Raw genomic sequence first — 23,101 nt, 5'->3', positions numbered from 1 at the left:
GGCCCCCACTCAGATTTCCCCTTCTTAACACTTCATGGATTGTTTGATGAAAATGCGTATCTGGATTGGCCTCGGCCTGCTCTCTCTGGTAGCGGCCATCTGGTGGGCGGTTGGCCACTTGCAACCAGCAGCCAAAGCCCCTTCCCGCGAGATAAATATTCGTACCCAGACCGTCAAGCAGAGTCTGGCCGAGCCGACTCTCAAGCTGGTAGGTAAACTGGCGGCCAACCACTCGGTGGTGATCACTCCCGAGGTGACCGGGCGCCTGGTCAAGATTGCGGTGCAGTCGGGTCAGCAGGTCAACAAGGGCGATACGCTGGTCGCGCTGGATGCGGGCAAGCAACAGGCGGAGCTGGCCGAGCAGAGTGCCAGTCTGCGCGACGAGAATCGCAAGCTGACCGAGATGCGCAAGCTGGTCGCCCGTGGAGCCGTCACCCAGTCGGTGTTGGAGGGGCAGGAGGCCACCGTTGATCAGGTGCAGGCGCGGGTCGATGCCGCCCGTTACGAACTCTCCCAGCGCACTCTCACAGCTCCCTTTGCCGGTACCGTGAGCCTGATTGATTTGAGCGAAGGGGCCCTGGTCAATAGCGGCGATACCCTGTTGCACCTCGACGATATCGACACCCTGCGCCTCGATCTGGCAGTGCCGGAGCGCTACCTTTCCCTGCTGCGCCCCGGCATGGCGGTGACAGCGACCAGCGCAGCCTGGCCGGATCAGCGCTTTAACGGCACCCTCACCACCCTCGATAGCCGTATCTCCAACGAGACCCAGAACATCAAGGCGAGGGTCGAGTTACCCAATAATAACGGCCAGTTGCGCCCGGGCATGCTGCTCAACGTGGAGCTCTTGCTCCCCTTCCGCCAGCTCACTCTGATCCCTGCCCAGTCGGTGGAGTACGCCGGCGAGCAGCGTTTCGTCTATCGCCTTGAGGCCGATGGCCGGGTCAAGCGGGTGCCAGTGGTGCTCGGCGAGACCGAGGGTGAGACTGTCTGGGTTACCGAGGGGCTGAAAGTCGGCGATCGCATCGTGGTCGAGGGGCTGGTCAACTTGCGTGATGGTGCCAAGGTGCACGATCTGGCGGAGGTAAATGGCTGATGTGGCTCTCCGATATCTCAGTACGCCGACCGCTGGTGGCGGTGGTGCTCAGCGCCCTGCTCAGCGTGTTCGGTCTGGTCGCTTTTAGCAAATTGACGGTGCGGGAGATGCCGGACGTGCAGATCCCGTCGGTCTCCATCACCACCACCTACGAGGGAGCGGCTCCCGCAGTGATGGAGAGTCAGGTCACCAAGCCCATCGAGGATCAGCTCTCCGGCATCAGCGGTATCAAGAATATCAACTCGGTGACTCGCAAGGGGCGCTCGATGATCACGGTGGAGTTCAAGCTTGGCTGGAACATGGTGGAGGGGGTCTCCGATGTGCGCGACGCCCTGACTCGCGCCAAGAGCAAGCTGCCGGAGGATGCCGACGAACCGCTGGTGACCAAGGATAGCGGCAGCGGTGACGTGGCGGTCTGGCTCAACTTCAGCAGCAGCCAGATGGATCGCACCGCCATGACCGACTACGCCAACCGGGTGCTGGTCGACCCCTTGAGCCTGGTGGACGGGGTGAGTGAAGTGGCGCTCTCCGGCGATCTGACGCAGGTGATGTATGTGCGGTTGAGGCCGGCCGATATGGCGGCCCGCGGCGTGACGGTGGCGGATGTGCAGGATGCCCTCAAGCGCGAGAACATCGAGCTGCCGGGTGGCGAGATCCGCAACAACTCCATGACCATGTCGGTGCAGATTGCCCGGCTCTACCACACCGCCGAAGATTTCCAGCAGTTGCAGGTCCGTACCGCGACCAACGGTCAGAGTGTCTATCTGGCCGATATTGCCGATGTGGAGGTGGGAGCCAAGAACGAAGACAGTGCCTACCAGCGCAATGGTAAGGAGAGTCTGGGTATCGGCATCGTCGCCCAGTCCACAGCCAACCCGCTGGCGGTGGCACAGGGGGTGGAGAAGAAGCTGGTGGAGATGCAGCGCTTCCTGCCGGAGGGGGCCACCCTTGAGGTTGACTACGACTCCACCATCTTTATCAAGCAGGCCATCGACGAGGTATATGAAACACTGGCCATCTGTGCCGTGCTGGTGGTGGCAGTGCTCTATCTGTTCCTCGGGCAGGGGCGCACCACACTCATTCCGGCCATCACGGTCCCGGTGTCGCTCATCTCCGCCTTTATCGGCGCCTGGTATCTCGGTTTTTCCATCAACCTCATCACCCTGCTGGCGCTTATTCTCGCCATCGGTCTGGTGGTGGATGATGCCATCGTGGTGGTGGAGAACATTCACCACCATCTGCAGCGGGGTGAGCCCCCCTTGCTGGCGGCCTGGCACGGCACCCGCGAGGTGGGCTTTGCGGTCATCGCTACCACCGCCGTGCTGGTAATGGTCTTTATTCCCATCGCGTTTATGGATGGTATGGTGGGCAGGCTCTTTACCGAGTTTGCGATGTTGCTTTCGTTGGCGGTGCTTTGCTCCTCGCTGGTGGCGCTGACCCTCACGCCAGCCATGGGATCCTGGCTGATGCGCCCGCTCGACAAGCCGAACCGGCTGACGGCGGCCCTCGATCGCGCTTTGGGCCGGATGGAGGGGCACTATCGTCACCTGCTGCAGGGGCTGCTTCGTCGCTCCCGCTGGATGCCGCTGGCGCTGCTGCTCTGTCTGGCCGGTATCGGTGCCCTCTTTACCCAGCTGCCTAGCAGTCTCACCCCGACCGAGGATCGCGGTGTGGTCTTCGTCTTCGTCAAGGGGGCGGAGGGGACCAGCATCGAGCGGATGAAGCGCAACATGCAGCAGGTAGAATCGACCATCATGCCGATGTTGGGCCAGGGGGTGGTCAAGGCGATGAGCTTCAGTACACCCGCCTTTGGCCGTGGCGGCGATCAGACTGGTATGGTGATTATCCAGCTCACCGACTGGGCCGAGCGCGACATCACCGCCACCCAGTTCTCCCGCTCGCTCGGGGCCAAGCTGTCGGTTATTCCCGACGTGATGATCCGCACCTTCCAGCCAGGCTTTCGTGGCGGCTCTACCGCTGCGGTGCAGTTCGTGCTGCAGGGCAACGACTATGCCGAGCTCTACCAGCAGGGGCTGGCGCTGCAAAAAGCGGCGCAGGCGAGCGGCCTGATGATAAGCCCGGATCTCGACTACGCCGAGAAAACGCCGGAGCTGCAGGTGACCGTCTCACGTGACAGCGCCAGCCAGCTCGGCATACCGGTCTCCACCGTTGCCAGCACTCTGCAGGCGATGCTGGGCGGGGTGAGCAAGACCACCTATGTGGACAGGGGCGAGGAGTATGACGTCTACCTGCGCGCCAACCAGAAGGAGTTCAACGGCATCTCGGATCTCGGCCGCATCTACCTGAAGGCGGCCAATGGCGAGATGGTGAGCCTTTCGACGCTGGCGACGGTCAAGCAGGTGGCGACCGCCAACCGCCTCAACCACTATCAACGCCAGAAGGCGGTGACCCTGACCGCCGATGTGGCACCGGATCACACTCTGGGCGAGGCGCTCGACTTCCTCGATGGCTGGGCCAACGAGCATCTGCCGAGCGGTATGACGGTGGATTACGCCGGTGACTCCAAGGATTACCGCGACAATCAGGGGGAGATGGCGATGGTCTTCGGCCTCGCCCTGCTGGTGGTCTATCTGGTGCTGGTGGCCCAGTTCGAGAGCACCCTCACCCCGACCGTGGTGATGATGACGGTGCCGCTCGGCATCTTCGGCGGTCTACTTGGCCTCTGGTTGACGGGGCAGGAGATGAGCATCTACAGCCAGATCGGGATGATCATGCTGATCGGCATGGTGACCAAGAACGGTATTCTCATCGTCGAGTTCATCAACCAGTTGCGTCAGCGCGGTGAAGGATTCGAAGAGGCGATCATCGCGGGTTCGGTGCGCCGTCTGCGGCCGATCCTGATGACCTCGCTCACCGCCATCATCGGCGCTGTGCCGCTGATGCTCTCCATGGGGGCTGGCTACGAGAGCCGGATGGCGGTGGGGACCGTGGTCTTCTTCGGTCTCTCCCTGGCGACCCTGGTTACCCTGCTGGTGGTGCCCGCCACCTACCACCTGATCGCCCGTCACGCCAGCATGACCGGGCAGCGGGATCAGCAGGTAGATGAGGCGCTGGCCGCCAGGGGGGACACTTCTGAGCCATAACGGCAGTGTCCGATGCCAGCTTTGACTGGGGCCGCGGAGCGTATCAGTCCGCACCCGCAAGCGTGCAGAGCCCGATAGCCGGCTCTGCACGCGCCATCCCCTCGGACTGATAGCCCGTCGAGTGGTTAATCTTCACAACAAACCACTGGTCAAGTGGCTCGACAAACATCACGGTTCTACGGTGTGGCCGGTTACGGAGCCGTGCCGTGCGTGAAGCGGCCTATTCCCCGATCCCCCTCATCATCTCTTTTTCCCCTCCATTTCTGCGGCTTGAGATCGTTTTTACCTAATTGGCACTTTTATTGCTTTTGGTCCGTCAGCGTCAATGATTTGTCTGGGGACAGAAAATGGAAATTAGTGCAAGCAGCCTGATGCAAGAGATGCAGGCTCTCAAGGTAGAGGCCGGTGCAACCCCGCTGTCACAGCCTGGCCGTCAGGTGACCTCCGATTTTGGCCTGCTGTTGCAGCAGGCGCTCGGTAACGTCAACGAGTTGCAGGGCGCAGCCAATGATCTGCGCACCCGTTTCGATATGGGCGACAAGTCGGTGGATCTGGCCGAGGTGATGATCGCGGGCCAAAAATCCTCCATCGCCTTTGAGGCGACGGTGCAAGTGCGCAACAAGATGGTTGATGCCTACAAAACCATCATGAATATGCCGGTCTGAGCGATGACCGTGCATCATGACATGTCAGCAATAAGGACATAAATCGTGGCTACTGACCAAAATGGCGATCTGCTGATAAACGATGAGGGCACCGCCGCCCTCGATGCCAACGAGCAGAAGAGCTCGGCACTGGGATTCTTGTCCAATACCGATGTACTGCGCCAGATCACTCTGATCCTGGGGCTTGCCATCTGCCTGGCCATCGCCGTCTTCATCCTGCTGTGGGGCAAGGAGCCGGATATGCGCCCTCTTGGCACCTATACCACTCAGGAGCTGGTCAAGACCCTCGACTTTCTCGATCAGCAGAAGATCCCCTATGAGGTCGATGGCAAGAGCGTGCTGGTCAGTGCCGAGAACTTTGCCAGTATCCGGTTGGCACTGACCCGGGCCGGCCTCACCAATGCGGCCGATGTAGCCAATGGTGGAGAGGATATTCTGCTCAAGGACTCCAGTTTCGGTGTCAGCCAGCGGATGGAGGCCGAGCGCCTCAAGTTGAGTCGCGAGCGCCAGTTGGCGAGCGCCATTGAACAGTTCCAGAATGTGGCCAAGGCCCAGGTGCTGCTGGCCATCCCCAAAGATAACGTCTTTGCCCGCAACGAGCGCAAGCCCAGTGCTACCGTGGTACTCAACCTGAAAGGGGCGGCACTGGGGCAGGGGGAGGTGGACTCCATCGTCGATATGGTGGCCTCTGCGGTACATGGCCTGGAGCCGACTCGTGTCACCGTCACCGACCAGAATGGCCGCCTGCTTAATTCCGGCTCCCAGGATCCCGTCTCTGCCCAGACGCGCAAGGAATTTGCGATGCAGCAGAAGCAGGAGCTGGAGTACAAGCAAAAAATTGACGCCATTCTGATCCCGGTGCTTGGCGCCGACAATTATACGGCGGAAGTGGATCTCTCCCTCGACTTCTCCCAGCAGGAGCAGACCCGCAAAACCTACAACCCGGATCTGCCTGCAGTGCGCTCCGAGATGACGTTGGAAGAGAACAGCTCCGGCGGCAGCAATGGCGGAGTGCCGGGGGCTCTCAGCAACCAGCCCCCTGCCGCATCCAATATTCCTGAACAGGCCACTGGCGGTGATGGGGCCAGCGCTGCTGCCTCGGGGCGTTCTCGCAAAGAGGCGACCCGCAACTTCGAACTGGATACCACCGTCAGCCATACCCGGCGTCAGATGGGGGGCATTCGCCGCATGACCGTCTCGGTCGCGGTGGATTACAAGGCGGTGCCCGGTGCCGACGGGGCTGTGACCCGCGAAGCGCGCACCCAGGCGGAACTCGATACCCTGCGCCGTTTGCTGAGCGGTGGCCTTGGCTTTGATGTGACCCGTGGTGATACCCTCGAGGTGGTCGCCATTCCGTTCAATCGTCCCGAGCTTGATACCGTGGCCGAGGTGCCGCTCTACGATCAGCCCTGGTTCTGGCGTGCGGTACGGATTGCCGCCTCGGTACTGGTGATTATTGTCTTGATCGTCACCGTGGTTCGCCCCATGCTCAAGCGGTTGCTCTATCCGGATGCCAAGCCGGAAGGGGAAGTTGACTTTGACAACCACACCGTATTGGGTGGTGACGACGAGCTCAGCTTGCTGGCAGCCCAGGTTGAGGGAGAGCAGGTATTCGGGGTGCGCGATGGTCAGCTGAAACTGCCGGATCTGCACCGTGACGAAGATTTGCTCAAGGCGGTGCGTGCGCTGGTGGCGAACGAACCGGATCTGGCCGCTCAGGTCATTAAAGAGTGGGTAACCAAAGATGCCTGAAGAAACTAAAAGCCAGGTGACCGGCAACGACATTACCGACAGCCAGCGCCAGTTGCTGGATCAGATGTCCGGTATGGAGATGGCGGCTGTATTGATGTTGAGCCTCAACGAAGAGGATGCCGCCCAGATCTTCCGCCATCTCGAACCCAAGCAGGTGCAGCGGCTCGGTATGTCGATGGCCTCCATGTCCGATTTCAGTCACGATCGGGTGGCGGCGGTGCACCGTCAATTCATCGACGATATCCAGAAGTACACCAACATAGGTATCGGTAGTGAAGACTTTGTGCGCAAGGCGTTGGTGGCGGCCCTTGGCGAGGACAAGGCGAGCAATCTGGTGGACCAGATCATTCTCGGTTCCGGCGCCCGTGGCCTCGATTCGCTCAAGTGGATGGATGCCCGTCAGGTGGCCAGCATCATCCAGAACGAACACCCGCAGATCCAGACCATAGTGCTCTCCTATCTGGAGCCGGAGCAGTCCGCCGAGATCCTGAGCCAGTTCCCGGAGCAGGTGCGCCTCGATCTGGTGATGCGTATCGCCAACCTCGAAGAGGTACAACCGGCGGCACTGCAAGAGTTGAACGACATCATGGAGAAACAGTTCGCCGGTGCGGCCGGTGCCCAGGCAGCCAAGATGGGCGGCCTGAAGGCAGCCGCCAACATCATGAACTATCTGGATACCAATATCGAAGGCCAGTTGATGGACTCCATCCGCGAGTCGGACGAAGAGATGAGCCAGCAGATCCAGGATTTGATGTTCGTGTTCGAAAACCTCATCGATGTGGACGATCGCGGTATCCAGACTCTGCTGCGGGAAGTGCCTGGGGATCTGTTGCAGCGCGCCCTCAAGGGGTCCGACGATCAGATGCGCGAGAAGATCTTCAAGAACATGTCGAAACGGGCGGCAGAAATGCTGGCAGACGATCTGGAGGCCATGGGGCCGATCCGGGTCTCCGAGGTGGAGGCTGCCCAGAAGGAGATCCTCTCCATCGCCCGCCGTCTGGCGGATGCCGGCGAGATCATGCTGGGTTCCGGCGGTGGCGAGGAGTTCCTCTAAACCATGGCCAACTCATGTAACCTGTCTGCCGCCCAGTATGTTGTCTTGGCAAGGAGCGGCGCGAATAGATGAACAACAAGCTGCGTGGTTATGTGCGGCCTGAAGGGGAAGAGACCCGGGTAGAGGCCTGGGGCTGGCCCGAAATGGACGTGGTGGCTGAGGCCGAGACCAATGCGCTCGGTCTTGCACCTGACTGGTATCAGCAGGAAGAGGAGGTGGTGGAGCCGGAACCCGAGCAGGAGCCGACCCCCAGCATCACCGCCGAAGAGCTCGAAGCGATCCGTCAGGCCGCCTGGGAAGAGGGACTGACCGAAGGGCGCGAGGCCGGTTTTGCCAAGGGGCTCGAAGAGGGCAAACTGGAAGGATTGCAACAGGGTCATGCTGCAGGTCTCGAACAGGGGCGCGAGGAGGGGCTGGCCATGGGGCGCGATCTGGTGGAGCAGGAGATCGCCCACTGGCAGGGTCTCGCCGCACGCCTTGCCAATCCCCTGAGCGCGCTGGATCTGGCGGTAGAGCAGCAACTGGTCTCGCTGGTGATGCAACTGGCCCGCGCGCTCATTCGCCATGAAGCAGAGACCTCGCCCCGCATCCTGCTGGAGGCGCTCAAGGAGGGGCTGGCCTTGCTGCCTGCCGCCGAACAGGGGGTGACTCTGATGTTGCATCCCGACGATATCGCGCGAATCGAACAGGCATTTGGCGCCGACGAGTGCGCCAAGCGCCACTGGCGATTGCAAAGCGATCCCACCCTCTCCCCCGGCGATCTGCAACTGGCTACCGAGCTATCCAGCATCGATCTGACCCTCTCCGGGCGCATCGATCAGTTGCTGCGCAACTTCTTGCGGGACAATGCGTCGCAGAAACCGGCTTCGCAGGACTCACGCCCATAACCGATGCCGGACGTTGCCGTCCGGCTGCACTTTTTAGCTCTCAGGAGGCCAGATGAGCGGCTCGCTACTGAACCGGTTGCAAGGGTACAAGGTTCGCGACAGCGCCCCCAAACCGCCGGTTGCCGGCAAATTGACCCGGGTGGTGGGGCTGACCCTCGAAACCATCGGCTGCCGTGCCGCCATCGGAGCCTTGTGTCGCATCGATACCCTGGATGGGACGCTGGAGGCCGAAGTGGTGGGGTTCTCGGGCGATCGCCTCTATCTTATGCCGAGTGAACAGCTCAAGGGGGTTATCCCTGGTGCCCGTGTGGTGCCCATCACCGAAGAGCACGGTATTCCTGTTGGCATGAACCTGCTTGGTCGGGTCATCGACGGCATCGGCCAGCCGCTTGATGGCCTCGGCCCCATTATCTCGTCCCGGACGGTGCAGTTTGCCCAGCACCGCATCAACCCGCTCTCTCGCCGCCCGATCCATCAGCCGATGGACGTGGGGGTACGCGCCATCAATGCCGTGCTGACGGTGGGGCAGGGCCAGCGGATGGGGCTGTTTGCCGGTTCCGGTGTCGGTAAATCGGTGCTGCTGGGCATGATGACTCGCGGCTCGGTGGCGGATGTGGTGGTGGTCGGCCTCATCGGTGAACGGGGCCGGGAAGTGAAAGAGTTTATCGAAGACATTCTGGGAGAGGAGGGGAGAGCCCGCTCCGTGGTGGTGGCGGCTCCCGCCGATGCCTCGCCGCTGATGCGGCTAAAGGGGTGTGAGACGGCGCTGGCCATCGCCGAGTATTTCCGCGATCAGGGGCTTAATGTGCTGCTCTTGATGGACTCCCTCACCCGTTATGCCCAGGCTCAGCGGGAAATCGCACTGGCGGTGGGCGAGCCGCCAGCGACCAAGGGCTATCCACCGTCGGTATTTGCCAAATTACCGGCGCTGGTGGAGCGGGCGGGTAACGGCAGTGACGGCCAGGGCTCCATCACGGCATTCTTCACAGTCCTGACTGAGGGGGATGACCTGCAAGATCCCATTGCCGATGCGGCGCGAGCGATCCTCGATGGCCACATAGTGTTGTCGCGCGAGCTGGCCGATGCGGGCCACTATCCGGCCATCGACATCGAGAAGTCCATCAGCCGGGTCATGCCCATGGTGACCTCGCAGGAACATATGGATCTGGCGCGCACCCTCAAGCAGTTCTACTCCCTCTATCAGCAGAACCGGGATCTCATCACCATCGGCGCCTACAGTCAGGGTTCCGATCCGCGCATCGACCGTGCCATCATTCAAAAACCCTATCTGGATCAGTTCTTGCAGCAGGGGATGCGCGAGGTCATTCACTACGATGATGGCCTGCAAGCCTTGCAGATGGTGGCGATGCCATTGATGCGCTGATGATGGTCGGTAACAGAGAGGTCGACGATGAGTAAAGGGTTGCTATTGTTGGCCGATCGGCTGGTGGAAGCGGAGCAGCAGTGTGCGCTGGCACTGGTGAAGGCGCAGCAGGATCTCAAGCTGTTCATGGATCAGCAAAATGCCCTCAACCAGTACCGCCAGATCTATCACCAGCAGTGGACCGATCGCGGCCTGCAGGGGATTTCGCCCCAGCAAAATACCCAGTATCACGCCTTTATCAACAAGCTCGAACAGGCAGCGACCCAGCAGTACGAAGGGGTGTTGCAGGTGCGTCAGGCGCTGGAACAGCGCCGTGAAGAGTGGCTGGCGGCCCAGCAGCGGCGCAAGGCGGTAGAGCTGTTGCTGGAGAAGCAGGCGAGCCGCGAGCAGCAGAAAGCCCAGCGTCAGGAGCAGAAGATGCTGGATGAGTACGCCATGTTGCGACGTTTTCATCAATCTGGCCTGTAACTTGCTTTGATATGGACATTGTCGGCGGCCATCTCTTTGGGGGCCACCAGAATTCAGGGATCCCATCATGATGCAGACACTGTTGACACAAACGCCTTCGGCTCCGGCCAACGGGTTGGACAAAGCGCCTCTGAGCGGTTCCGTCGAGAGCAAAAGTATCGATGGGGGAACCGGTAGCGACAGCAAGGGTGATTTCGCCACCCTGATTGCCAAGGCCCGGAACAGCGAACAGGGCGCCGCCGAGGCCACTCAGGGCGGTAACCATGTCCGATCAGCCAAATCTTTGGCGACCGAAAGCGCCTCTCCCAAAGAGGAGACCGGCAAGGAGCAGGATCCTGACGCCGACAACAAGGTGGAGGAGGTCCCTGCCACCGACTTTCTACTGCGCCTGCAAGACTCCCTCAAGCTCGATACCTCGCTAGTGACACCCCAGCTGGCGGTGGCGGCCCAACAGAGCGCCACTGCGGTAGACGGCAATCCGTTGCCGCAAGAGGGTGATCTGGAGGGGATTGCGCTTGATGACGGCGAGCAGACCCCTGCCGCTGCCAGAATTGCCAGCCAGCTTGCCGGTCAGAACGGGGCGCAGTCGCTTCTGGCTACGACTGGTAAATCTTCCCTTGAAACTCCGGTTTCACTCTCTGCAGGAGGAGTGATTGAGCAGGGCGACGCCTCGACCGCCGTACTGTCCTCCGCTCCCAACACTTCTGAGGGGAAGGATGCCGCCGCCACCCAAGATGGTCAGCCCGGGGAGAAAGTCTCTGCCAAGGGTGAAACTCTCGGGGCAGATGGCAAGCTCACCAAGCTCCTTACGGGGGCTGAGCGGATGGCCCAACTGGCCAGGGTGTTGCCGGTTGAGGCGTCCGCCAATGCGGCAAATAGTGGTGAGTCACCCGCAGTGAAAGAGGGAGATGACAGCAAATCCGACCCCGCTGCCAGCAGCGTCGTGACCGGCAAGGGACAAGCTGCTCAAGCCGCGATTCAGGGGGCGGTGCTCAAGGCATTCGGTGAGGGGGGCAAACAACCAGATGCGGGTAGCTCAACCACTTCTACTGCCGTAGAGAGCATCGCTAATGGGGCTGGCAAGGGAGCTGATAAGAGTAGCGCCGAGGGGGGACAGCAGGCAGCGACAACCACATCCTCCAATCCAGGTGCGGCGCAAGTGACGACAGTGCAAAGTGCCACAGCCCAGAGCAGCGTGACGCCAAATGTGACGACTCAGACCGATAGCGCTGCCGCACCCGTGATGGTGGCGCCGCAGCAGGTGTTGGCGCAGGCCGAATCTCAGGGGCCGCAAGCACCGCTGTCGAGCATTTCAGCCGGGATCAGGCAGATGGAAGTGACGGGCACCGACGAGGTGCGCAAAGCGGTTTCGCTTGAGGTAAAACCGAAGGCCGGTGAGTCTGAGAAGAGTCTTGTCGCTACGACATCGAGCAGCGAGAGCAGCCAGAGCCAGACTGTACAGCATGGCCAGAACAGCCAGCCTCAGCCCCAGGTGGCCGACAGCCGGGCGCCCGCCGCTGAGGGCACGTTGCGCCGTGAACCGCAGAATTTACCCCATTTGAAACTGTCTAGTCAGGAAGCACCCGCCGAATTGCACCAGAAGGTAAACCTGATGCTGGCCGACAAGCTGCAGCAGGCCGAGCTTCAGCTAGACCCCATCGGCCTTGGCAAGATGAAGATCAAGATCCAGATCGACGCATCCAGCCAGGCGAGCGTCCATTTTGTAGTCCAGCACGGACAGACCCGTGAGATGCTGGAGCAGGCGATGCCCCGTCTGCGTGAAATGCTGGCGGGGCAGGGGATCCAGCTTGGCCAGACCCAGGTGCAGCAGCAGTCACAACAGTCACCGCAGCAACAACAGCAGGGTCAGTCGGCGTTTGCCGGGCAGGGACAATCAGGAGAGGGACACTCCGGTCATAGCCATCTTGACGGGGAGGTCACTACGACCAACCCCAATTTGTCGGTGGAATCGACAAACGGTTCAGGAATAGATTTCTATGCTTGATGCAATCCCGAGTAAGTTTATGATATCGAACAAGTTTGAGACTAGGGTGGACAAGGGATGGCTGACGATAACGAATTGACGCTAAAAGACCCGGCTGCGGGCAAGAAAAAGAAGCTGATTATTATCATTGCCCTGGCGGTCATTTTGCTGGGCGGTGGTGGAGCTGGCGCCTGGCTTATGCTGTCCGGCTCGGATACCCCCCCTGCCGAAGCGGCGGAGGGCGCCGAGGCCAAACCCAAGGTGGAAGCACCCCAGCCATCCCTTTATGTCGGGATGCCGCGTCCCTTTGTCTTCAACGTCGCGGGAGCCCAGCGGGATCGACTGGTGCAGATCAAGATCCAGCTGATGGTGCGCGGCACCGCCGACGAGACGCTGGCCAAACAGAATATACCCCTGATTGAAGGCACCTTGCTGCGGGTGTTCAGTGCAGCCAGTGCCGAACAGCTGATGACCTTTGAAGGCAAGGAGAAGCTGCGCAAGGATTCACTGGAAGAGTGCCGTCGGGTGCTTAAGGACCTGGTCTCTTCCCCCGTTATCGAACAAGTGCTGTTTACCGGCTTTGTAATGCAGTAGGTGAAGCGTGAGCGATCTGTTAAGTCAGGACGAAATTGATGCCCTCTTGCACGGTGTCGATGATGTCGAAGAGGAAGAGATAGGCGGCGCCGGAGACCCCGGCGTTGCCCAGTTTGACTTCTCCTCCCAGGACCGCATCGTCCGTGGCCGGATGCCGACCCTGGAGCTGGTGAACGAACGTTTTGCTCGCCACATGCGGATCAGCCTGTTCAACATGATGCGTCGTACCGCCGAGGTCTCCATCAACGGGGTGCAGATGCTGAAGTTTGGTGAGTATGTTCACACCCTGTTCGTGCCGACCAGCCTCAATATGGTGCGTTTCCGGCCATTGAAAGGAACCGCACTCATCACCATGGAGGCACGACTGGTTTTCATCCTGGTGGAGAACTTCTTCGGTGGTGACGGGCGCTACCACGCCAAGATTGAGGGGCGCGAGTTCACGCCGACCGAGCGACGGATCATCCAGATGCTGCTCAAACTGGTGTTTGAGGATTACAAGGATGCCTGGGCGCCGGTGATGGACGTAGGGTTCGAGTATCTCGACTCTGAAGTGAACCCGGCGATGGCCAACATCGTCAGCCCGACCGAAGTGATTGTGGTGAGCTCGTTTCACATCGAACTCGATGGTGGCGGCGGCGATTTCCACGTGGCCATGCCCTACTCCATGCTGGAGCCGATCCGTGAACTGCTCGATGCCGGTGTACAGAGTGACAAGGGTGACACAGACGTGCGCTGGAGCAAAGCACTTCGTGACGAGATCATGGATGTAAAGGTCGAGTTGAGGGCCAAACTGCTGGAGACCGAACTCACTCTGCGTGAACTGATGGAGCTGCAGCCGGGAGATATTATTCCGGTCGACATGCCCGAACATTTGCTGGTCTACGTGGAAGATTTGCCCACCTTCCATGCCAAGATGGGGCGGACCAAGGAGAATGTGGCACTCAAGATCACCGACAAGCTCAAGCGCCCGGAAGGGGTCAAGACCGAGATGCATCTGGTGACCCGGGGTGGTGTACGTATCGATGGTGAGGCCGAGCTTGAAGAGCTTGAGCGCAGCATCGAAGAACAACAGCGTTAATCGACGGTTTGCAGTTATTGATCGTCACGAAGTGGCATAAGGAAACAAGATGAGCGGAACAGAGGAAGAGGATCTGATGGCTGATGCCTGGGCGGCAGCACTGGAGGAGCAGGTGACGGCGGAAGCCAAACCGGCCCCGCTGGAAGAGCTCAAGGACGATGCCCCTATCAGTGCCGAGGAGCGGCGCAAGCTTGACACCATTCTGGATATTCCGGTCACCATCTCGATGGAGGTCGGTCGCAGCCAGATTAGCATTCGTAACCTGCTGCAGCTCAACCAGGGCTCGGTCGTGGAGCTGGATAGGGTGGCGGGCGAGCCCCTCGACGTGCTGGTTAACGGTACCCTGATCGCTCACGGCGAGGTGGTGGTGGTGAACGACAAGTTCGGTATTCGCCTGACCGACGTCATCAGCCAGATTGAACGGATTAAGAAACTCAAATGATGCGTCTGCTGCTGTTGTGGCTGCCATTGCCGGTGTTTGCCGAGGTGGGGGGGGCCGCCAACCCTCCCAGCCTGAGTTCCTGGCTGCTCTCCAGCCTGATGGTGCTCGGGCTTATTCTGGTGCTGGGTTTCTTGCTCAAGAAGAGCAAAATTGCCACCGCCATGGGGGGCGGGCAGATGAGAGTGATTGCTACGCTGCCTGTGGGCTACAAGGAGAAGTTGCTGGTGGTCAAGGTGGGTGAGCAGCAGCTGCTGGTCGGCGTAACGCCGCAGCAGGTCAACTTTCTCTATCGGCTGGAGGAGCCGCTGGACGAACAGCAGCCGCAGGCATTTTCCCAGCAGCTGGGTAAGTTGATGGGCAAACATGAAAAAAACTAACGGCTTGTTGTGGCAAAGCGGATTGCTGGCCAGCCTGTTGATTTCGCTGCTTTGCGCCTGGCCTGCGTTGGCGCAGGACGGCATGTCGGCAGTGACCGTCAAGACCATGGGGGATGGCTCTCAGGAGTACAGCCTGACCCTGCAGGTGCTGGCGTTGATGACGGCACTTTCATTCCTGCCGGCAATGGTCATCATGATGACCTCGTTTACCCGTATCATCATAGTGTTGGGTATCTTGCGTCAGGCGATCGGTCTGCAACAGAGCCCCTCCAATCAGGTGTTGATCGGCATAGCCTTGTTCATGTCGTTCTTCATCATGTCGCCTGTGCTGGATCGCATAAATGACGAGGCACTGCAGCCCTATCTGGCCGAAACCATTGAGGCCAAGGAGGCGCTGGAACGGGCTGAATTGCCCATCCACCAGTTCATGCTGGCCCAGACCCGGATCAAGGATCTCAATACTTTTATGGAGATCGCCAACGTGCAGGTGGAGAAGCCTGCCGATGTGCCGCTGCGGGTGCTGATCCCGGCCTTTGTCACCAGCGAACTGAAAACAGCCTTCCAGATTGGCTTTATGCTGTTCTTGCCGTTTCTGGTCATCGATCTGGTGGTCGCCAGTATCTTGATGGCGATGGGGATGATGATGCTCTCGCCGATGATCGTCTCGTTGCCTTTCAAACTGATGCTGTTTGTGATGGTGGATGGCTGGAACCTGATCCTGGGTTCGCTGGCCAACAGTTTCGGACTGGGTGCCGGTTAACCGGTCCCATGCAAGGAGCCCGAACATGAGTCCAGAAACCTTTGTCGATGTATTTCGTGAGGCGCTCTGGCTGGTCAATATCATGGTCAGCGCCGTGATCCTGCCCAGCCTTGCTATCGGGTTGGTGGTAGCCATCTTTCAGGCCGCCACCTCCATCAACGAACAGACCTTGAGCTTTCTGCCCCGTCTCATCGTGACCCTTTTGGCCCTAGGGATTGGTGCTCACTGGGGAATGCAGAGTCTGATGGACTTCTTCATCCTGATGGTCAATCAAATTCCCGAGGTGGTGGGGTGACCTATACCACCGCTCTGATCATGGAGTGGTTGTCGTCCATTCTCTGGCCACTGGCTAGAATAAGCAGCCTTTTCATGGTGATGGCGGTATTTGGCAGCCGGCTGGTCGCCGCTCGGATCAGGTTGGGGCTGGCGGTAGCCGTGACGTTTCTGGTTGCTCCTCTGCTCCCTCCCATGCCCCCAGTGGAGCTCTTCTCTGCCGGCAGTTTTCTGGTCTTGGGCCAGCAGCTGCTGATCGGTATTGCGCTGGGGTTGATGACCCAGTTTCTGATGGAAAGCTTCGTGATGGCGGGGCAGGTGATAGCCATGCAAACCAGTCTGGGTTTTGCCACCCTGGTGGATCCGATGAATGGCCAGTCGGCCCCTGTGGTCGGTCAGTTTTATCTGATGCTGGCGACTCTGGTATTTCTGGCGCTTGATGGTCATCTGGTGATGCTACGCCTGGTTATCCTCAGTTTTGAGACGCTACCCATCTCCGATAGCGGTCTGTCACTCTCTTCTATGCAAACCCTGAGCGCGTTCCTGGGGGTCATGTATCAGGCCTCGCTGGTGATGGCCCTCTCTGCCATCGTGGCGCTGTTGCTTATCAACTTCGCTTTTGGCGTGATGACCCGGGCAGCCCCCCAGCTCAATATTTTCAGTATCGGTTTTGCCGTCAGCATGATGTCGGGTTTGCTTATCCTCTGGCTTACGATCGGCGGGTTCCTCGGCCATTTCGACACCTTGTGGGAGCGGGTGCAGGAGGTCAGTTGCGAGCTGATTGACACCCAATGTTTCGGAGGTGTCAATGGCTGATACCGACCAGGAACGTACCGAACAACCCACGGGCAAACGACTGCAACAGGCCCGTGAAAAAGGGCAGATTGCACGTTCAAAGGAGCTGGGAACAGCCAGTGTGCTGTTGTCAGCCGTATTTGGCCTGCTGTTTATCAAGGGTTACCTGGCGAACGCCATGCTCAAGGTGGTGACCATGGGCTTCACGCTGAACAGAGAGCAGGCTTTCGATCCCAATGCCATGGTTGCCATGGTGCCGGCGCTGCTGGGGGAACTGGTGTTTCCGCTCGGATTGCTATTCGCTCTGGTCGCTATTGCAGCTTTTATCGGCAATATCCTGATGGGGGGGATGAACTTCTCCACTGAAGCAATGATGCCGAAATTCAGCAAGATGAGCCCCATCAGCGGGTTCAAGCGGATGTTTGGGGTGCAGTCACTGATTGAGCTTGTCAAGTCCATCGCCAAGGTGGTGTTCATCACCCTGTTTGCCTGGTGGATGCTCTCCAGCCAGTTTGATCATCTGCTCAACCTCTCCATGGAGGGATTCCCCGGCGGGATTATAGATGCCCTCGACCTTTTTTTGTGGATGCTGATCATTCTTTGCTGTGCCCTGTTGCCTATTGTGGCCATCGATGTGCCGTTCCAAAAATGGAACCATATGCGTCAGCTCAAGATGACCAAGCAGGAGGTGAAGGACGAGTTCAAGGATAGCGAGGGTAAACCCGAGGTAAAGGGCAAGATCCGCCAGTTGCAGATGCAGATGGCGATGCGCCGGATGATGGGGGATGTACCCAAGGCTGATGTGGTGATCACCAACCCGACTCACTACTCGGTAGCGCTCAAGTATGATGCGGGCAAACCCGGTGCCGCGCCCAAGGTCTTGGCCAAGGGAACTGATGAAATTGCAATGAAGATCAGGGAGATAGCTAGAGAATACGAGATACCCATCATGCCGTCACCGGCCTTGACCCGGGCTATCTACCACTCTACCGAGTTGGGCCACGAGATCCCGGAAGGGTTGTTTGCGGCGGTTGCCCAGGTTCTGGCCTATGTCTTCCAGCTCAAGAAATTCCGCCGTGGCCAGGGGCGCCGTCCTCAGCCGCTGGCTAAAGATCTGCCCATTCCGACCGAATATCGCAAATGACAAAGTTCTGACGTTGTCAAAATAAATTCATTGTATTTCAATGTGTTGCATTATTGGCTTAATGTTTGCTTTAATCTGGCACCAGCAGGTTGACATTGAGAAGAGCGATGGAATTCAAGGCAGTATTGGGCCAGTTAAAACAGTCTCGGGGAGTATTGAGCAAAGGCCTTGGTACCCCTCTGCTGGTATTGGCCGCGCTCGGCATGGTGGTGTTGCCCATCCCGCCACTGATGCTGGATGTGCTCTTCTCCTTCAACATTGCGCTCTCTATCGTGGTGCTGCTGGTATCCGTCTATACCCGGCGCCCCCTCGAATTTGCTGCTTTCCCGACCGTATTGCTGCTGGCCACCTTGCTGCGGCTGGCATTGAACGTGGCCTCGACCCGGGTGGTGTTGCTGGAAGGTCACAATGGCAGTGCAGCGGCAGGCCATGTGATCGAGGCATTCGGTAATGTGGTGATCGGCGGTAACTATGCAGTCGGCATCATCGTCTTTACAATCCTGATGATCATCAACTTTGTGGTTATCACCAAGGGGGCCGGGCGGATCGCGGAAGTAAGTGCCCGTTTTACTCTGGATGCGATGCCGGGCAAACAGATGGCCATCGATGCCGATTTGAATGCCGGCCTCATCAACCAGGAAGAGGCGAAGAAGCGTCGCCAGGATGTGACCCAGGAAGCGGACTTCTATGGCTCTATGGATGGTGCTTCCAAGTTCGTCAAAGGGGATGCCATTGCGGGCATCATGATCCTCTTCATCAACATCATCGGCGGCTTTATCATCGGGATGATGCAGCATCATCTTACCTTCAGGGAGTCTGCCGAGATCTATACCCTGCTGGCGATAGGTGACGGTCTGGTGGCGCAGATCCCCTCCCTGTTGCTCTCTATCGCCGCCGCCATCATAGTGACCCGTCAGAATACCGATCAGGATATGGGCACGGCGGTATTGGGCCAACTGTTCGACAATCCCAAGGCCTTGATCATCTCTGCCGGTATCCTGCTGATGATGGGACTGGTGCCGGGGATGCCGCACTTCGCCTTCCTGAGTCTGGGGGCGATCGCTGCCGCTGGAGCCTGGTGGCTGCTGCGCCGCGAGAAGCTGGCGGTAGCCAAAGCAGCCAGCGGCGAGTTGATGCCGACCAGTACTGACCAGCCATCGCATGAACAGAAAGAGTTGAGCTGGGACGATGTGATGCCGGTAGACATCATCGGGCTGGAAGTGGGTTACCAGCTAATCCCGCTGGTGGATCGCAATCAGGGGGGCGAACTGCTCAACCGGATCAAAGGGGTGCGCAAGAAACTCTCGCAAGAACTGGGCTTTCTGGTGCCTGCCGTCCACATCCGCGACAACCTGGATCTGGCACCAAATCAATATCGCATCACCTTGATGGGAGTCAGTACCGGCGAGGCCAGCGTCTACCATGATAAAGAGATGGCCATCAACCCGGGGCAGGTATTCGGCCAAATTCAGGGGATTGCTACCCGGGATCCCGCGTTTGGACTTGAAGCAGTGTGGGTAGCCAAGGAGCAGGTGTCACAGGCGCAGACCCTGGGGTATACAGTGGTGGATACTGCGACCGTAGTTGCCACCCATTTGAGTCAGATCTTGACCAACCATGCCTCACTGTTGCTCGGCCATGACGAGGTACAACAACTGCTCGACATGATTGGCAAACACCAGAGCAAGCTGGTCGAAGGGCTGGTGCCGGAAGTGATCAGCATGGGTAACCTTGTGAAGGTATTGCAGAATTTGCTCAATGAAGGGGTGCCAATCCGCGATATGCGCACTATCCTGCAGACCCTGGTTGAATACGCGCCGCGCAGTCCGGATCCGGAAGTGCTCACCGCGGCTTGCCGGATTGCCCTGCGTCGTCTGATTGTGCAGGAGATTGCCGGCCCAGACCCAGAGCTACCGGTGATAACATTGGCACCTGAATTGGAACGTATATTGCATCAATCCCTGCAGGCAGGTGGAGGTGATGGTGCCGGTATTGAGCCGGGTCTGGCGGAGCGAATGCAGCGCTCGCTGGTGGAAGCCACTCAACGACAAGAATTGGAAGGCCAACCGGCCGTGCTTCTGACATCGGGGATCTTGCGCAATACCCTGGCAAAATTTGTCAAGAATGCCATTCCTGGGTTGCGTGTTCTGTCTTATCAGGAAGTGCCCGACGACAAGCAGATCCGCATCGTCAGTGCGGTAGGGCAGAACTAGTTAGCGGAGACGATGGGTGAAGATTAAGCGGTTTTTTGCCAAGGACATGCGAACGGCTCTGGCCGAGGTCAAGGAGACGCTCGGGCCTGACGCTGTCATCATGTCCAACAAGAAGGTCACCGGAGGGGTAGAGATAGTCGCCGCAGTCGATTATCAATCCCAGGTTCCGGGGCCCAAAGATGCGCCGGTTCGCCGTCAGCTGAACGATGAGAGTGTCAATATTTCGTCTGCTGCTCGGCAGATGACCCGCCCCGAGCCCACAAAGGTTCAGGAACAGAACGAACATTATGCCGATACCCTGGCAGCCTTGCTGGCGCGCCAGCAGAAGCTCAAGCCGGGCAATGGGGCGCCAATGGGCAATACCCAATCGGCCGGTCTGGCCGCTGCCAATGCAGCGCCCAGAACATTGGCCGAGCAGGGGCAATGGGGCGCCGCCCCGGAACCTGTCAAGCCCAAAGCCCGGGTTGCCTCCGCCCAGCGTTCTTCTCAACCTGCTCAGCGGGATCAGGAGATGGAGGGGATGCGCAAGGAGATGGCCAGTATCCGCAAATTGCTGGAGCACCAGATCTCCGGTCTGATGTGGCAGGAAGTTGAGCGACGTGAGCCGATGCGGGCTCTGCTGATCAAGGAGCTCAAAAAGATGGGCTTTGACGATGCGTTTGCCGATCAACTGGCGGGGCTGATCCCTGAAGACATGCCCATCCATCAGGCGATGGCCCAGTTGGCGGAAGTGTTGACGGCTCAGCTCAAGATCAGCGAGGACGAGATTTTACGTCAGGGGGGCGCCGTTGCCCTGCTGGGGCCGACCGGGGTGGGCAAGACCACCACCATCGCCAAATTAGCCGCCCGTTTTGCCATGAAGTATGGTGCCGAGCAGGTGGCCCTTATCACCACTGACAACTACCGGATCGGTGCTCATGAGCAATTACAGACTTATGGCCGGATCATGGGCTGTCCGGTGCGGCAGGTGCGTGATGCCGAAGAGCTGGCCAATGCCCTCTATCAGTTCCGCCACCGTCGGCTGGTATTGATCGATACGGCAGGCGTGGGGCAGCGGGATATCCGGCTGACCGAGCAGCTCGATACCCTGGTCAAGAATGCCAAGGTGAGGATCCGCAGCTATCTGGTGATGTCGGCAACCTCCCAGCGTCGGGTAATGCAGGAAGCGGTTGACCATTTCCGGCGCATTCCCTTGAGCGGCTGCATACTTACAAAGTTGGATGAGAGTCTGAATCTGGGCGAAGTAATTAACGTGTGTATCCAGAATGCCTTGCCTATCAGTTACATCACGGATGGGCAGCGGGTTCCGGAAGATATTCAGGTTGCCAATGCGGCGCAGCTTGTCGGCGCGGCCATGGGCTCGCTGGAGCGAGAAACAGAAGAGCCCTATTTCTGGGGCACAGGCTTTGGCGAGACCGAAGATTCGGAGTTTTATGAGTAACATGTATATGGATCAGGCGAGTGGTCTGCGCAAAATGCGTCAAAACAATCGAGTAAAAGTGATCGCCGTTTCCGGTGGTAAAGGTGGCGTGGGCAAGACCAACGTGACCCTGAATGTGGCGGGAGCCATGGCGGCCCAAGGCAAACGGGTAATGGTGCTGGATGCTGACCTTGGTCTGGCCAACGTCGACGTCATGCTGGGGCTGCGGGTTCATCGCAATCTCTCTCACGTGCTGGCAGGTGAGTGCACTATCGACGACATTATCGTTGAGGGACCGTATGGCATGATGATTGTGCCTGCAACCTCGGGGACCCAGTCCATGGTCGAGCTTTCACCGGTACAACATGCCGGACTGATCCGCGCCTTCAGCGAGATGAAGACCCAGGTCGATATTCTGATGGTGGATACGGCGGCGGGGATCTCGGACATGGTGTTGAGTTTCACCCGTGCTGCGCAGGACATCATGGTGGTTGTGTGTGACGAGCCGACTTCCATTACCGATGCCTATGCCCTCATCAAGATCCTCTCCAAAGAGCACGGTGTATTTCGCTTCAAGGTAGTGGCAAATATGGTGCGCAGCCTGCGTGAAGGGCAGGAGCTTTTTGCCAAGCTGACCCGGGTAACCGATCGTTTCCTCGATACGTCACTGGAACTGGTTGCCTGCGTGCCTTATGACACCAATCTGCGTGCAGCCGTGCGCAAGCAGAAACTGATTGTCGAGGCGTTTCCCAAGTCGCCGGCGGCTTTGGCTTTCCGCGCATTGGCCAACAAAGCAGCTAGCTGGCCGGTACCAAACCAGCCTGGCGGTCATCTGGAGTTTTTCCTGGAGAATCTGTTGCAGACTCAGGCCACCACACAGGAAGGTTCCCGTGAATAAAGCCCAAGCGTACTTGCGTCATCAGGATTCCTATCTGCTGGTAGAGCGCCATGCTCCACTGGTCAAGCGGATTGCCCAGCATTTGCTGGCTCGCCTGCCAAGCAGTGTCTTGCTGGATGACCTGATACAGGCAGGTATGATTGGGCTGCTCGAAGCGTCACGGAACTTTGATGGTAGCAAGGGAGCCAGTTTCGAGACCTATGCCGGGATCCGTATCCGTGGTGCCATGCTGGATGAGATCCGGCGTGGTGATTGGGTGCCCCGTTCCGTGCATCGAAACAGCAGAGCGATTGCCGAAGCGATCGAAAATGTGGAGCAAGCCAATGGACGGGATGCTCGCGACGCGGAAGTCGCAGCGCAAATGGGGGTCTCTCTCGCTGATTATCATGTCATGCTGCAGGATGTCTCCTGTGGCAAGATCATCGGTATCGAGGATCTGGGGGTCAGTGAGGATGTGATCGGTAACCCTGATGAAGCTCCGTCAGGCTCGGGGTTTGATGAACTGGCCACAGAACGATTTCAAATTCAACTGTCGGAGCAAATTGGTCGCTTACCGGAGAGAGAAGCCCTGGTTCTCTCTCTTTACTACGATGAAGAGCTGAATTTACGTGAAATTGGCGAGGTTTTGAATGTGAGTGAGTCGCGCGTGAGTCAGATACATAGTCAGGCAATGCACAGACTACGCGCTCGTTTGAGAGATTGGCATCTATAAG

21 protein-coding genes are annotated in these 23,101 nt (G+C 58.9%); all 21 read left to right on the top strand.

Going from position 1 to position 23,101, the window contains the following annotated elements; translation table 11 throughout:
* Window positions 1-46: 46 nt before the first annotated feature.
* The 21 genes from G5229_RS15520 to G5229_RS15420 all read left to right on the top strand — a co-directional run bounded on the left by G5229_RS15520 (window position 47) and on the right by G5229_RS15420 (window position 23,100).
* Window positions 47-1,096 (top strand): efflux RND transporter periplasmic adaptor subunit, encoded by a 1,050-nt coding sequence (locus tag G5229_RS15520; RefSeq protein ID WP_421209545.1) that lies wholly within the window; start codon window positions 47-49, stop codon window positions 1,094-1,096.
* Complete coding sequence (locus tag G5229_RS15515) at window positions 1,096-4,200, top strand: efflux RND transporter permease subunit (protein WP_421209543.1); 3,105 nt, start codon at window positions 1,096-1,098, stop codon at window positions 4,198-4,200. Before G5229_RS15520 ends, G5229_RS15515 begins: the two co-directional genes overlap by 1 nt.
* Window positions 4,201-4,547: 347 nt before the next feature.
* Window positions 4,548-4,865, top strand: a complete 318-nt coding sequence (fliE, locus tag G5229_RS15510) for a flagellar hook-basal body complex protein FliE (RefSeq protein WP_042011636.1) — start codon at window positions 4,548-4,550, stop codon at window positions 4,863-4,865.
* Window positions 4,866-4,910: 45 nt separating this feature from the next.
* The gene (gene fliF, locus G5229_RS15505) at window positions 4,911-6,617 is read left to right on the top strand and encodes a flagellar basal-body MS-ring/collar protein FliF (protein WP_266134068.1); all 1,707 of its coding nucleotides are present in this window, start codon (window positions 4,911-4,913) and stop codon (window positions 6,615-6,617) included.
* The gene (fliG, locus tag G5229_RS15500) at window positions 6,610-7,671 is read left to right on the top strand and encodes a flagellar motor switch protein FliG (RefSeq protein ID WP_216951816.1); all 1,062 of its coding nucleotides are present in this window, start codon (window positions 6,610-6,612) and stop codon (window positions 7,669-7,671) included. The genes fliF and fliG overlap by 8 nt, the downstream gene beginning before the upstream one ends.
* Before the next feature lie 68 nt (window positions 7,672-7,739).
* Window positions 7,740-8,558, top strand: coding sequence for a flagellar assembly protein FliH (gene fliH / locus G5229_RS15495; RefSeq protein ID WP_421206214.1), 819 nt, complete (start codon window positions 7,740-7,742; stop codon window positions 8,556-8,558).
* Window positions 8,559-8,610: 52 nt separating this feature from the next.
* The gene (gene fliI, locus G5229_RS15490) at window positions 8,611-9,942 is read left to right on the top strand and encodes a flagellar protein export ATPase FliI (RefSeq protein WP_421209541.1); all 1,332 of its coding nucleotides are present in this window, start codon (window positions 8,611-8,613) and stop codon (window positions 9,940-9,942) included.
* Between the two features lie 27 nt (window positions 9,943-9,969).
* Window positions 9,970-10,410 (top strand): flagellar export protein FliJ, encoded by a 441-nt coding sequence (gene fliJ, locus G5229_RS15485; protein ID WP_421209539.1) that lies wholly within the window; start codon window positions 9,970-9,972, stop codon window positions 10,408-10,410.
* A 67-nt stretch (window positions 10,411-10,477) separates the two neighbouring features.
* Entirely contained in the window at window positions 10,478-12,415 is a 1,938-nt protein-coding gene (locus tag G5229_RS15480; RefSeq protein ID WP_421209537.1) for a flagellar hook-length control protein FliK, read from the top strand.
* A 57-nt stretch (window positions 12,416-12,472) separates the two neighbouring features.
* Window positions 12,473-12,988, top strand: a complete 516-nt coding sequence (gene fliL, locus G5229_RS15475; protein ID WP_227341088.1) for a flagellar basal body-associated protein FliL — start codon at window positions 12,473-12,475, stop codon at window positions 12,986-12,988.
* Between the two features lie 7 nt (window positions 12,989-12,995).
* The gene (gene fliM / locus G5229_RS15470) at window positions 12,996-14,066 is read left to right on the top strand and encodes a flagellar motor switch protein FliM (protein ID WP_005343961.1); all 1,071 of its coding nucleotides are present in this window, start codon (window positions 12,996-12,998) and stop codon (window positions 14,064-14,066) included.
* Window positions 14,067-14,115: 49 nt separating this feature from the next.
* Window positions 14,116-14,508, top strand: coding sequence for a flagellar motor switch protein FliN (fliN, locus tag G5229_RS15465; RefSeq protein WP_005343964.1), 393 nt, complete (start codon window positions 14,116-14,118; stop codon window positions 14,506-14,508).
* On the top strand, window positions 14,505-14,885 hold the full coding sequence (fliO, locus tag G5229_RS15460; protein WP_421209535.1) for a flagellar biosynthetic protein FliO: 381 nt from the start codon (window positions 14,505-14,507) through the stop codon (window positions 14,883-14,885). Before fliN ends, fliO begins: the two co-directional genes overlap by 4 nt.
* Window positions 14,872-15,645 carry a flagellar type III secretion system pore protein FliP gene (gene fliP, locus G5229_RS15455; protein WP_421209533.1) on the top strand — a complete coding sequence of 258 codons (774 nt, stop codon included), beginning with the start codon at window positions 14,872-14,874 and terminating at the stop codon, window positions 15,643-15,645. Before fliO ends, fliP begins: the two co-directional genes overlap by 14 nt.
* Before the next feature lie 25 nt (window positions 15,646-15,670).
* Window positions 15,671-15,940: a flagellar biosynthesis protein FliQ gene (fliQ, locus tag G5229_RS15450; RefSeq protein ID WP_005334727.1), complete on the top strand. Its 270-nt coding sequence runs from the start codon at window positions 15,671-15,673 to the stop codon at window positions 15,938-15,940.
* On the top strand, window positions 15,937-16,734 hold the full coding sequence (gene fliR / locus G5229_RS15445) for a flagellar biosynthetic protein FliR (protein WP_216951808.1): 798 nt from the start codon (window positions 15,937-15,939) through the stop codon (window positions 16,732-16,734). The genes fliQ and fliR overlap by 4 nt, the downstream gene beginning before the upstream one ends.
* On the top strand, window positions 16,727-17,857 hold the full coding sequence (gene flhB, locus G5229_RS15440) for a flagellar biosynthesis protein FlhB (RefSeq protein WP_216951807.1): 1,131 nt from the start codon (window positions 16,727-16,729) through the stop codon (window positions 17,855-17,857). The genes fliR and flhB overlap by 8 nt, the downstream gene beginning before the upstream one ends.
* A 107-nt stretch (window positions 17,858-17,964) precedes the next feature.
* Complete coding sequence (gene flhA / locus G5229_RS15435) at window positions 17,965-20,070, top strand: flagellar biosynthesis protein FlhA (protein ID WP_216951806.1); 2,106 nt, start codon at window positions 17,965-17,967, stop codon at window positions 20,068-20,070.
* A gap of 16 nt (window positions 20,071-20,086) precedes the next feature.
* Window positions 20,087-21,511, top strand: a complete 1,425-nt coding sequence (flhF, locus tag G5229_RS15430) for a flagellar biosynthesis protein FlhF (RefSeq protein WP_421209531.1) — start codon at window positions 20,087-20,089, stop codon at window positions 21,509-21,511.
* Between the two features lie 34 nt (window positions 21,512-21,545).
* Window positions 21,546-22,388 (top strand): MinD/ParA family protein, encoded by an 843-nt coding sequence (locus G5229_RS15425; RefSeq protein ID WP_408082997.1) that lies wholly within the window; start codon window positions 21,546-21,548, stop codon window positions 22,386-22,388.
* On the top strand, window positions 22,381-23,100 hold the full coding sequence (locus tag G5229_RS15420) for an RNA polymerase sigma factor FliA (RefSeq protein ID WP_216951804.1): 720 nt from the start codon (window positions 22,381-22,383) through the stop codon (window positions 23,098-23,100). Before G5229_RS15425 ends, G5229_RS15420 begins: the two co-directional genes overlap by 8 nt.
* Window position 23,101 lies beyond the last annotated feature (1 nt).

Origin of the sequence: Aeromonas sp. 602396, assembly GCF_049173735.1 — a bacterium.
In the GTDB taxonomy this organism is placed as follows: domain Bacteria; phylum Pseudomonadota; class Gammaproteobacteria; order Enterobacterales; family Aeromonadaceae; genus Aeromonas; species Aeromonas veronii_A.
This window is presented reverse-complemented; position numbering and strand designations above follow the sequence as displayed.